A 10011-nucleotide genomic window follows, 5' to 3' on the forward strand; every position below is an offset into this window, starting at 1 on the left:
CCGCAGGGAGCGGGCGCATGAAGGACTTCGTCGAAGACTTCGGCGTGACCATCCGCCAGCTGCGCGAAGGCAAGGGCTGGTCGCAGGAGGCGCTGGCCGAGCGCGCCGACCTGAACCGCTCCTATGTCGGCGAGGTGGAGCGCGGACGCGTCATTCCGTCGATCGTCACGGCGCACAAGCTGGCCGCGGCGCTGGACATCAACATGGTCGGCCTGCTGCTGCGTTGCGAGCAGCTGGAGCAATCGCGCCTGGTGCGCAGGATCAACTTGGCGGCTATAGCCTGTTGAGGGAAAACCCCAGGCCGCCTGACACTTGCGGCCACCTTCCCCATACGGAGCCTTGATTCATGAGCGCAACAGTCGGTGGTATCACCGCCCTTGGCGACAACGCCGCCCGCCAGCTGGCCAACGCCACCAAGACAGTCCCGCAGCTGGAGACCATCAGCCCGCGCTGGCTGACACACCTCTTGCAATGGGTGCCGGTGGAGGCGGGCATCTACCGCGTCAACAAGGTCAGGAATCCCGAATCGATCAAGGTCACCTGCACCTCGCGCGAAGAAGAGAACCAACTGCCGCGCACCTTCGTCGACTACGAAGAGAACCCGCGCGAGCACTACCTCAACGCCGTGAGCACCGTGCTGGACGTGCACACGCGCATCTCCGACCTCTACAGCAGCCCGCACGACCAGATCAAGGAACAACTGCGCCTCACGATCGAAACGATCAAGGAGAACCAGGAGAGCGAACTCATCAACAACCCCGACTACGGCCTCCTGGCCCAGGTGAGCGAAGAGCAGCGCATCTTCCCGCTGACCGGCGCGCCCACGCCCGACGACCTCGACGAGCTGCTGACCAAGGTGTGGAAGGAGCCCGCCTTCTTCCTCACGCATCCGCTGGCCATTGCCGCCTTCGGCCGCGAGGCCACGCGCCGCGGCACGCCGCCGCCGACGGTGAGCCTGTTCGGCTCGCAGTTCATCACCTGGCGCGGCATTCCGCTGATCCCGTCGAACAAGGTGCCCGTGGCCGACGGCAAGAGCAAGATCCTGCTGCTGCGCGTGGGCGACAAGCGCCAGGGCGTGGTGGGGCTGTTCCAGCCGGGGCTCTCGGGCGAGCAGGGCCCGGGCCTGTCGGTGCGGTTCATGGGCATCAACAACCATGCGATCGCGTCGTACCTGATCTCGCTGTACTGCTCGCTGGCGGTGCTGACCACCGATGCGCTGGCCGTGCTCGACGACGTCGAGATCGGCAAGTACCACGACTATCCCGACACCTACAAGTAAGCCGCGGTGAGCAGCACACCCTCGATTCCAGGCGAGGCGCCGTTCGATCCGGCCGTTCTCGCACGCATGGCGAGCGCCATGTTCTCCGCACCGCCGGGCGCGCAGTTTCCTGCCAACATCGCGCCCCCGGGGTCGCCGCTGGCGAGCCCCGCGGGCTTCGGGCCCAGCGTGCCCGGCACGCCGATTCCGCAGGGGCAGATTCCGGGCGCCAACCTGCTGCCGGCATCGCCCACGCAGCTGCCTTCGCTCGCGAATCGCGCGCCGGCGCTGGCGCCGCACGCGGTGGCGGGCAATGGCGTGCCCGACACGGTGCTGTCGGTGGCGCCGGCTTTCGAGCCGCGTTCGGGCGGTGCGGTGCAGGGCGTGCCGCAGCAAGTCGGCGCACCCGTGGCGCCGCAGGCCGGGGCCTCGCCGTTCTACTTCTTGAGCGACGGTTACGGCCATCCATCCGCTGGCACGACCCCCGCCATCTCGCCCCCCGGGCAGGTGTTGCCCCCTCTCCCGCTTGCGGGGGAGGGCGGGAGCGTTCAACCACTTGCTGGCGTTCCGTCGCCGCAGCCCCTCACCCCAGCCCTCTCCCCGGAGGGGCGAGGGAGCCAATCCCGGATGCAAGGGAGTGAGAAGCCGCAGTTCTACTTCGTCGACGCGGTGCGCCTGCCCAATGGCTTCGTCACGCCGGCCAAGCCCGATCCGCGCGGGCCCGATGCGGTGCCGCTCGCGGGCAGCGGCCGGCATCCGCCGTTCGACGTCCACGCCGTGCGCCGCGACTTCCCGATCCTGCAGGAGCGCGTGAACGGCCGGCAGCTCGTGTGGTTCGACAACGCCGCCACCACGCACAAGCCGCAATCGGTCATCGACCGCATCGCGTACTTCTACGAACACGAGAACTCCAACATCCACCGCGCGGCGCATGAACTGGCCGCACGCGCCACCGATGCCTACGAAGGCGCGCGTGAGCGCGTGCGAAAGTTCATCAACGCACCCGAGGTCGAAGAAGTGATCTTCGTGCGCGGCACCACCGAGGCCATCAACCTCGTGGCCAAGAGCTGGGGCGGGCAGCATGTGGGCGAGGGCGACGAGATCATCGTCTCCAACCTCGAGCACCACGCCAACATCGTGCCGTGGCAGCAGCTCGCCGCCGCCAAGGGCGCGAAGCTGCGCGTCATCCCGGTGGACGATTCGGGCCAGGTGCTGCTCGACGAATACCGCAAGCTGCTGAACGACCGCACGAAGATCGTCGCCGTCACGCAGGTCTCGAACGCGCTGGGCACCGTGGTGCCGGTGAAGGAGATCGTCGAGCTGGCGCACCGCGCGGGCGCCAAGGCGCTGGTCGACGGCGCGCAATCGGTCTCGCACATGCGGGTCGATGTGCAGGACATCGGCGCCGACTTCTTCGTGTTCTCCGGCCACAAGGTGTTCGGCCCGACCGGCATCGGCGTGGTCTGGGGCAAGCGCGAAGTGCTGGAGGACATGCCGCCCTGGCAGGGCGGCGGCAACATGATTGCCGACGTAACTTTCGAGAAGACCGTGTTCCAGCCGATCCCGAACAAGTTCGAGGCCGGCACCGGCAACATTGCCGATGCCGTGGGGCTGGGCGCGGCCATCGACTACGTGAACAAGGTCGGCATCGAGAACATCGCGCGCTACGAGCACGACCTGCTCGTGTACGGCATGGCGCAGCTCGGCGCGATTCCGGGTGTGCGGCTGATCGGCACGGCGGCCGACAAGGCCAGCGTGATGTCCTTCGTGCTCGACAGCTACACCACCGAAGAGGTGGGCCACGCGCTCAACGACGAAGGCATTGCCGTGCGCACGGGCCACCATTGCGCGCAGCCGATCCTGCGCCGCTTCGGTGTCGAGACCACCGTGCGGCCGTCGCTGGCGTTCTACAACACCTTCGACGAGATCGACCGGCTGGTGTCGGTGGYGCGGCGATTGGCAGGGCAGCGGCGCGGCTGAACGCCGGGGGGCCGGGCCGGCTCGGCGGCTTCGTGCGCCGGGCGCATATCGATCCCTGCTTTTCTTCGTTGTGCACGCAGGCGGCCGTTGATACGGTCGCCTTCTTTGCATTGCGAGGCAACCAACCATGGGCGCGAGAGATTTCGAGCGGCAGCTTCTTTCGGGGAGCGACGGCTCCGACAGGCATCAGGCCGATGTCCTGGTGATCGGCGGCGGCCCGGCGGGCGCATGGGCCGCGGTGAGCGCGGCCGCGCAGGGCGCGCGCGTGCTGCTGGCCGACAAGGGCTTCTGCGGCACCTCGGGCGCCACCGCGCCCTCGGGCACCGGCCTGTGGCATGTGCCACCGGACGGCTCGGCGCGCGAAGAGGCCAAGGCCAGCCGGCTTGCCATGGGCGGCCATCTCGCCGAGCATGCCTGGATGGACCGGGTGCTCGAGCAGACCTGGGCCAACGTCGAGCGGCTCAAGGACTGGGGCTATCCGTTCCCCGCCGACGACCAGGGCGCGCTGCGCTGCACTTCGCTGCAAGGGCCCGAATACATGCGGCTGATGCGCAAGCGGGTGAAGGAAGCGGGCGCGCGCATCCTCGACCACAGCCCGGCGCTGGAATTGCTGGTGGACGAGCACGGCACTGTCTGCGGCGCCACCGGCGTGAACCGCCAAAGCGGCAGCACCTGGGTGGTGCGTGCCGGCGCGGTCGTCATCGCCACCGGCGGTTGTGCCTTCCTGAGCCGGGCGCTCGGCTGCAATGTGCTCACCGGCGACGGCCAGCTGATGGCGGCCGAGGTCGGCGCGGCGCTGTCGGGCATGGAGTTCTCGAACGCCTACGGACTGGGGCCGGCCTTCTCGTCGGTCACCAAGTCGCTGTTCTACAACTGGGCGACTTTCTACACGGCCGACGGCACGGCCATCGAAGGTGCGGGCTCCTCCAAAGGGCGCGGCGTCATCGCGCAGACGCTGCAATCGCAACCGGTGTTCGCCTGCCTCGACCGCGCCGACGCGCAGATCCGCGCATGGATGCGCACGGCGCAGCCCAACTTCTTCGTCTCCTTCGACCGCCAGGGCATCGATCCGTTCACGCAGCACTTTCCGGTGACGCTGCGGCTCGAAGGCACGGTGCGCGGCACGGGCGGCCTGCACCTGGTGGACGACAGCTGCGCCACCTCCGTGCCCGGCCTCTACGCCGCGGGGGATGCGGCAACGCGCGAGCTGATCTGCGGCGGCTTCACGGGCGGCGGCAGCCACAACGCGGCCTGGGCCCTGTCCTCCGGCTTCTGGGCCGGCGCAGGCGCGGCGGCCTTCGGACGCGACGCGCGCGCCGTGGGTTCCAGCCGCACGGCCTTGCGCGCCGGCGGCGTGGCGCTTTCCTCGCGCGGCGCCGCGGCCTTCGACAGCCAGGAAGTGATTCGCACCGTCCAGGCGGAAGTCTTCCCCTACCAGCGCAACTGGTTCCGCGAAGGCGATGCGCTGCGCGATTCACTCGCACGGCTCGATGCCCTCTGGACCCGCCTGCGCACCAGCGCGCCGGCTGCCACGGCGACAGAGGCTGTTCGCGCACGCGAAGCCGCCGCCATGCTGGCCACCTCGCGCTGGATGTATCGCAGCGCCCTGCAGCGCACCGAAACGCGCGGCATGCACCGCCGGCGCGAACACGGTGCGGCCGACCCGGCGCAGCGCCACCGGCTGCTCAGCGGCGGGCTCGACGAGGTCTGGGTGCAGCGTCATGCCGTGCGGGACGAGGTGGCCGCATGATCGAAGTCATCAGCGCCGAGCGCTGCACCGGCTGCAACATCTGCGTGAACGCCTGCCCGACCAACGTGTTCGAGGCGGTGCCGGGCGGCCCGCCGCGCATCGCCCGGCAGGACGACTGCCAGACCTGCTTCATGTGCGAGCTGTACTGCCCCGAGGATGCGCTCTACGTCGCGCCCATTGCCGACCGCAGTGCCACCGCCGAGGAGCGCGATGCCGCGGCCGCGGCCCTGATGGGCAGCTACCGCAGTGCCATCGGCTGGGGCCGCGGCCGGCAGTCGACCGCTTCGGCCGATGCGAGCTTCGAGCTCCTGCGGCGGGCGCACTGAGCCCTTTTTTTTCTTCCTTCCTGCTGCGAGTCCTCCCGATGTCCGATCTCTCCAGCCGCCGCCGGTTGCTGCGCGGCGCCGTTGCCGCAACCGCCGCGAGCGCATTGCCCCGTTTCTCCTTTGCGCAGGACAGCGGCCAGGTGCTGCGTCTCGGCTACATCGGCCCCGGCAAGAAGCCCGCGGCCGCCACCGGCTGGGCGCTGCGCCAGGGCCACCTGCTGCGCGAGCTGGCCCCGCTCGGTTTCAAGGAAGTGACGACGCGCAATTTTCCGAACGGGCCCGATCTCAACGAGGCTTTTCTTTCGGGCGCGCTCGATGTCGGCATCTACGGCGACACGCCCGCCGTGGTGGCCCGCTCGCGCGGCCTCGAGGGCCAGCTCATCGGTTTCGACGCGGTGGGCATGAACGTCTGGCTGCTCACGCCGCGCGACGGCGTGCGCAGCGTGAAGGCGCTCGAAGGCCAGTCCATCGGCGTGGCGCGCGGCTCCTACATGCACCGCTACGTGCTGGGCCTGCTCAAGGAGAACGGGCTGCAGAAATCCGTCAAGGTGATCCACATGTTCCCGCGCGACGGCGAGGCGGCGCTCGACCAGGGCTCGATCGCGGCCTTCGCAGCGCAGGTCGACGTGGGACCGCTGCTCGCTTCGCGCGGCTATCCGGTCATCGACGAGGCCGAGAAGCACCCGGCGCTGCGCGGCACCTCGGTGATCGTTGCGTCGAGCAAGCTGCTGGCGGCCGCGCCCGGACTGCCTGCGGCCTGGACGCGCGCACGCCGCACGGCGCTGCAGGAGATCCGGCGCAACAGCGCGGACTATTACGCCTTTCACTCGGAGGTGAGCGGCTTTCCGCTCGAGATCGTGAAGATCTCGCACCCGCTCTCCCACTTCCCCGAGGCCGCGTATCCGCCCGAAGGCCTGGCGCTGCTGGACGAGGTCAAGAAGTTCCTGCTCGCCGAGAACCTCGTGAGCCGCGATTTCGCGCTCGCGCAATGGCGCGCCCAGGAAGACTGATGCGCACCGTGCTCAGGAATGGCAGACGAAGCCGTCCTTGAGCAGCGTGATCTCGAACTGCAGGTTGCCCACGCGCGCGCCGCGCGCCTTGTCCAGCGTACCGTCGGCACGCCATTGGCGCAGGGCCGCCGCCAGGTAATCGCGCGAGACGACATCGCTCTCGGGCAGGCGGATGGCTGCATCCGACGGTGGACGCAGGCCGCTCGCCAGCGGCTTGTAGAAGCGCCATTCCTCGCTCCGCATGAGCCGTTCCAGCACCTCGGCGTCCTCGGCGAGCGCCGCGCATTCGCCGGCCATGAAGGCCGACGCCGCATGCACCGAAGAGGGATAGCTGCGCGGCTGCGCGCCATAGCGCTGCGACACCGCGGCGGCGTAGCCCGAACCTTCGCCTACGCAGACCGGTGCGCCGCGCAGCGCAGATGGCTCCTGAACCTTGCCGCGCCTGAGCGAGACAACCAGGCCGCGGCCGATGTCGTAGCTGCCGGGGGCGGCCGCGATGCCGGAGGTGGCTTGCGCGGGCACGCCGGCCACCAGCAGGTCGACGCGGCCTTCGCGCAGCGCAGCCTCTTGCGCCGCAGGGTCGAGGCCGACCAGCTCCAGCGGCACGCCGAGCGAAGCCGCCAGTTGCCGTGCGAGCGTGGCGTCGAAACCGTCGGGTTCCGGCGGCGTTGGCGCCTCGGGCGGGGCAGGGCGCGGATAGCGGCGCACGCCGACGACCAGCTTGCCGCGCTCGATCGCATGGGCGAGCACCGGTCCCTTGGGCAGGCCCGACAGCGGCGGCGTCGTGAAAGCCCGGGCGCCGCCGAGGCCCGCGACCGCCATGGCCAGCACGAGCGCCGTGCCGGCCAGTGCCAGCCCGCGCTTGGGCAACCTGTGCTCAGTCATCGAGGCTCAGCCCCTTGCGCCAGCGCAGCAGCCGGCGCTCCAGCAAGGCCAGCAGGTAGTTGAGCAGCAGGCCGAGCACGGCCAGCAGCAGGATGCCGGCGTACATCGTCGGGATCTGGAAGGTCTCCTGCGAATTGAGCGTGAGAAAGCCCAGGCCCGAATGCGCGCCAATCATCTCGGCCGCCACCAGCGCCGTGATGCTGTAGGCGCCCGCCAGCCGCACGCCGGTGAAGATCGACGGCAGCGACGCCGGCAGTACCACCTTGAAGAAGACGAAGCGCTGCGAGGCGCCCATCGACAGCGCCGAGTTGACGAGCAGCCGGTCGACCTGCTTCACGCCGCTCACCGTGCTCAGCAGCACGGGCCAGAACGAGGCCCAGAAGATGATCGCCACCTTCGACAGCTCGCCGATGCCCAGGAACAGGATGAACACCGGGAACAGCGCGAAGGCCGAGGTCTGGCGAAACAGCTGCAGCACCGGATCGACGATGGCCGCCAGCCGCTTCGAGCTACCGATCAGGAGACCCAGCACCACGCCCGAGAAACTCGCGAGCAGCAGGCCCCACAGCGAGCGCTGCAGGCTCGCCGCCACATGCTTCCAGAGCTGGCCGGTGTCGACGAGCTGGGCGATGCTCGCGAGCACGGCGGACGGTGGGCTCAGGTAGGCATCGCTCACGACGCTCAGGCGCGGCAATGCCTCCCACAGCGCCAGGAAGATCACGATGCCAATGCCGCGTTCGGCCACGCGGCCAAGGCTGCGCGCGAACCTGAAGAAGCGGCCCGGCGGGCGGGCCGCCGGCGCATCGAGCACCGCGCTCATGACACCACTCCCTCGAGCGACCGCGGCTTCAGCCCGAGCTGCACTTCATCCTTCAGCACCTCCCACGCGCGCTGGCGCAGCGCCGCGAACTCGGCCGTATGGCGCACCTGCGCCAAGCGCGGGCGCGCGAGCGGAATGTCGATGATGTCCTTGATGCGCCCGGGCCGCTGCGTCATCACCGCCACGCGGTCGGAGAGGTACACCGCTTCCTCCAGGCTGTGCGTGATGAAGACGATGGTCTTGCGGTACTGCTCCCAGATGCGCAGCAGCTCGCCCTGCAGCACCTCGCGCGTCTGCGCATCGAGCGCCGCAAACGGCTCGTCCATCAGCAGCACGTCGGGCCTGTAGGCCAGCGAGCGTGCAATGGCCACGCGCTGCTTCATGCCGCCCGAGATCTCGTGCGGGTAGCGGTCTGCAAACCCATGCAGGCCCACCAGTTCGAGGTATTCGTGCGCGGTGCGGCGGCGCTCGGCCTTGCCAATGCCGCGAATCTCCAACCCCACGGCGATGTTGTCGAGCACCGAGAGCCACGGAAACAGCGCATAGCCCTGGAACACCACGCCCTGGTTGCGGTTGATGCCCGCAAGCGGCTGGCCGTTGATGGCAATGCGCCCGCCGGTGCGCTCCGTCAGCCCGGCCAGGATGCCGAGGAAGGTCGACTTGCCGCAGCCCGAGGGGCCGAGCACCGAGAGGAATTCGCCGTCGCGCACATCCAGGTCGAAGCCTTCGAGCACGCGCACGCGCTCGCTCGCACCGCGCGCCGCATAGTCCATCCGCAGGTCGCGGGCCGAGATCTTGAAGCTCATGGCGGGCGTGGGGTCAGGACTTCGCGGCCTGCTGCTGCGCGAAGGGATTGAACTCGTTCGTGTAGACGTCCTTCACCGCCACCTTGCCGGCCGCGAGCTTGCCCTCGGACTGCAGGATGTCGATGTAGTACTGGATCGGCGGCTCGGTCACCACCAGGTCGTCGACATAGGCGTAGCGGTCGACGTTCTTCAGGTCCATGTTGATGCGCTTGGCCACCAGCTTGCGCGCTTCCTCGGTGTTGGCGTTGACCCAGTTGCCGGCCTTGGCGAGCGCCGCCACCACATCGCGCACCGCCTCGGGGTGCTGGCGGATGAACTGGCCATGCGCGCTGTACGGCGCCATGCCGCCCAGGCCGCCGTCCAGGTCGTAGTCGCTCCACAGCCGCACCAGGGGCTCGGCGTTGTCGGCCCGGCCCGAGAAGGGCGCGTGGATGATCGCGAGGTCGGTGTTGCCGGTCACCAGCGTCTGCTCGGCCTGCTCGTCGGGCACCACGACGAAGTTGATCTTCGCCACGTCCACGCCGTGCTGGCGCAGGTACTTCTTGGTCACGAACTCGGCGCAGGCGCCGAAGCTGTTGAAGCCGATGGTCTTGCCCTCCAGGTCCTTCGGGTTGCGGATGCCCGAGTCCTTGCGAACGAAGTACTTCATGTGCGGCGCCTCCTGCAGCGTCTTGCCGCCCGCGGCCACCACCTTGAGGTCCGCGCCCGACGCAATGGCCGAGATCACCAGCGGCACCATGCGGCTGCCGAAGTCGATCTCGCCCGTGCCCACCAGCGGAATGATCTGCGGCGCGGCGATCTTGCCGACGTACTCGGGGCGGGTGTTGGTGCCGTCGAAGTAGCCGAGCTCGTCGGCCAGGTAGATCAGGTCGAACGACGGGTTGTTCGGGTACTTGAACGCCACCTTGTCGCCGGTCTTCTTCACCACGGCCGGGCCACCGGCCTCGCGCGAGCAGCCCGAAAGCCCGAGGCTGCCGATGGCCGCCACGGAGGCGAGCGAAGCGAAGGTCTTGAGCGCCAGGCGCCTCGAAGGCGGGGCGCTGGCATGGGAAGAGGAGGGCGTCTCGATGGGCATGGCGGCGCGCTCCGGCGCGGGAGCGGTCTGGCTGGTTGCGAAGCGCCGATCCTAGGAAGCCACGCCTGCTTCCTCAACGAAGAAAACCGCGCATCCATAGC

At 69.1% G+C, this 10011-nt stretch carries 10 protein-coding genes; 6 read left to right on the forward strand and 4 right to left on the reverse strand.

Features of this window, described 5'->3' with window-relative positions:
* Positions 1 to 17 precede the first annotated feature (17 nt).
* From AC1DOC_RS07000 to AC1DOC_RS07025, 6 genes are all read left to right on the forward strand, one after another.
* Complete coding sequence (locus AC1DOC_RS07000; RefSeq protein WP_012747027.1) at positions 18 to 287, forward strand: helix-turn-helix domain-containing protein; 270 nt, start codon at positions 18 to 20, stop codon at positions 285 to 287.
* Between the two features lie 59 nt (positions 288 to 346).
* The gene (locus AC1DOC_RS07005; protein ID WP_018902966.1) at positions 347 to 1279 is read left to right on the forward strand and encodes a family 2A encapsulin nanocompartment shell protein; all 933 of its coding nucleotides are present in this window, start codon (positions 347 to 349) and stop codon (positions 1277 to 1279) included.
* A gap of 66 nt (positions 1280 to 1345) precedes the next feature.
* On the forward strand, positions 1346 to 3238 hold the full coding sequence (locus AC1DOC_RS07010; protein ID WP_478129585.1) for a family 2A encapsulin nanocompartment cargo protein cysteine desulfurase: 1893 nt from the start codon (positions 1346 to 1348) through the stop codon (positions 3236 to 3238).
* A 127-nt stretch (positions 3239 to 3365) separates the two neighbouring features.
* Positions 3366 to 4988: an FAD-dependent oxidoreductase gene (locus AC1DOC_RS07015; RefSeq protein ID WP_027729421.1), complete on the forward strand. Its 1623-nt coding sequence runs from the start codon at positions 3366 to 3368 to the stop codon at positions 4986 to 4988.
* Positions 4985 to 5314, forward strand: coding sequence for a 4Fe-4S dicluster domain-containing protein (locus AC1DOC_RS07020; RefSeq protein ID WP_027729420.1), 330 nt, complete (start codon positions 4985 to 4987; stop codon positions 5312 to 5314). Before AC1DOC_RS07015 ends, AC1DOC_RS07020 begins: the two co-directional genes overlap by 4 nt.
* 38 nt (positions 5315 to 5352) lie before the next feature.
* Entirely contained in the window at positions 5353 to 6324 is a 972-nt protein-coding gene (locus tag AC1DOC_RS07025; protein ID WP_478079954.1) for an ABC transporter substrate-binding protein, read from the forward strand.
* Between the two features lie 12 nt (positions 6325 to 6336).
* Here AC1DOC_RS07025 and AC1DOC_RS07030 read toward each other — a convergent pair whose 3' ends face one another.
* Genes AC1DOC_RS07030 through AC1DOC_RS07045 form a run of 4 tightly spaced genes read right to left on the reverse strand, consistent with a single transcriptional unit; the run spans position 6337 to position 9910 of the window.
* Positions 6337 to 7209, reverse strand: coding sequence for a substrate-binding periplasmic protein (locus AC1DOC_RS07030; RefSeq protein WP_436035602.1), 873 nt, complete (start codon positions 7207 to 7209; stop codon positions 6337 to 6339).
* Complete coding sequence (locus AC1DOC_RS07035) at positions 7202 to 8029, reverse strand: ABC transporter permease (RefSeq protein ID WP_027729417.1); 828 nt, start codon at positions 8027 to 8029, stop codon at positions 7202 to 7204. Before AC1DOC_RS07035 ends, AC1DOC_RS07030 begins: the two co-directional genes overlap by 8 nt.
* On the reverse strand, positions 8026 to 8835 hold the full coding sequence (locus AC1DOC_RS07040) for an ABC transporter ATP-binding protein (protein ID WP_027729416.1): 810 nt from the start codon (positions 8833 to 8835) through the stop codon (positions 8026 to 8028). Before AC1DOC_RS07040 ends, AC1DOC_RS07035 begins: the two co-directional genes overlap by 4 nt.
* 13 nt (positions 8836 to 8848) lie before the next feature.
* On the reverse strand, positions 8849 to 9910 hold the full coding sequence (locus AC1DOC_RS07045) for an ABC transporter substrate-binding protein (RefSeq protein WP_049805735.1): 1062 nt from the start codon (positions 9908 to 9910) through the stop codon (positions 8849 to 8851).
* Positions 9911 to 10011: the final 101 nt, after the last annotated feature.

This window comes from Variovorax sp. 01T439_2, from assembly GCF_056398445.1.